The organism is Marinobacter lipolyticus (genome assembly GCF_018424605.1).
Classification (GTDB): Bacteria; Pseudomonadota; Gammaproteobacteria; order Pseudomonadales; family Oleiphilaceae; genus Marinobacter; species Marinobacter lipolyticus_B.
In genome coordinates this window covers 1-1,607 of sequence record NZ_QTKT01000023.1, presented here as the reverse complement: position 1 = coordinate 1,607, position 1,607 = coordinate 1, and the positions used below count along the sequence as shown (strand labels likewise).

General features: G+C 55.3%; 1 protein-coding gene. It reads left to right on the top strand.

Features of this window, described 5'->3' with window-relative positions; genetic code table 11:
- On the top strand, positions 1-1,480 hold a 1,480-nt coding region (locus DYI22_RS17270), incomplete at its 5' end, for an IS1182 family transposase (protein WP_213479292.1).
- Positions 1,481-1,607 lie beyond the last annotated feature (127 nt).

The window sequence follows — 1,607 nt, the reverse complement described above, 5'->3', positions numbered from 1 at the left end:
GAGGCTGTGTGAAAACAGCCTCCCAAACTGGCAAAATAACCGCGACATGGCTCGCGGTTATTTTTTTATGAGACATCTGGAAGGTACCCCTCGCAGTCAGACGCTGCTGCTCCCGCCCAGCGTTGAAGATTACGTCCCCGAAGATCACCCGGTTCGCGTCATTGATGCCTTTGTGGATTCACTGAACCTTTCTGAGATGGGATTCAGGAAAGCGCAGACGGCGCACACAGGCCGACGCCCTTATCATCCCGGCGATCTACTCAAGCTCTACATCTACGCCTACCTCAATCAGACCACCAGCACCCGACGATTGGAAAAGGAATGCCATCGTAACCTGGAAGTGCTTTGGCTGATGAAGCAGCTAGCCCCGGACTTCAAGACCATTGCCGACTTCCGAAAGGAGAACGGTGACGCGATCAAGAAGGTGTGTCGTCAGTTCCTTGTCTTCTGCAAACAGGCGGGGCTGGTCAGTGGCCAGTTGGTGGCCATTGATGGCAGCAAGTTCAAAGCGGCCGCCAGTAAAGACCAGGCCGTTACCCGCAAGCAGCTGGAGAAACAGCTGGGCCAGCTGGACCAGAAGATCGATCGTTATCTCGCTCAACTGGCGGCGTCAGAGCAGGACGGCGACCCAGAGCTTAACACTGACAAGGTGTCCGAAGCCCTGGCCTATTTGGAAGCCCACAAGGCAGAGCTTCAGGATGAGCTGAAGACGCTGGTCGATGAAGATAAAACCCAGCACTGTCGTACCGAGCCGGATGCCAGGCTGATGAAATCAGGCCGGGAAGGTATGGTGGTGGGTTATAACGCGCAGAATGCCGTTGATGAGGCGCATCAACTGATCGTCCACCATGAGTTGACCCAGGCGGGCAACGATAACCAGCAATTGAAGCCGATAGCCCAAGACGCTCGTGACGTACTGGAGGGCGAATTAGGGACCATCGTTGCCGATGCAGGCTATTCCAACGGCCAGCAGATCAGCGACCTTCACTCCTCTGAGTACGATGTGGCGGTGCCATCGAACCGGGCGGTGAACAATCAAGGAGCCGGTGGGCACTTCCAGAAAAGTGACTTCACGTATTTGCCCGAAGAGGACGCTTACCGCTGCCCTGCTGGAAAACGGTTGCCGCACAAGACTGTGAGCAACAAGGATCGAATGCATCTGTATGCGCGTTCGGGCTGCAATCAGTGTCCGCTACAAAGCCAATGCACCAAGGCGGATCGACGCTGGGTCTCACGCCACTTCGATGAAGAGGCTCTGGACAGGGCCGACAACTCAGCCACACCTGAGCGGATGATCCGGCGAATGGCTACCGTTGAGCCGACCTTCGCCACACTCAAAAGGCTGCTGAATAAAGGGCGATTTACCTGCTGGGGCCTTGGTTCTGCCAGCAGTGAGTACAGCCTGGGTGTTCTGAGTTATAACCTGATGCGAGCGATCAACGTGCTGGGCGTGAAAACGATGCTGGCAAGGCTGGCCTGAGTCTGTTCCCCGTGTTTTTATTGCTTGGAAATACAAACCGACTCAAAGCAAAAATGCCCCGGACAATGTCCGAGGCATTTTGCTTGCCAGCCCAGGGGCTATGTAAATCGAGTTTTTACACAGCCTC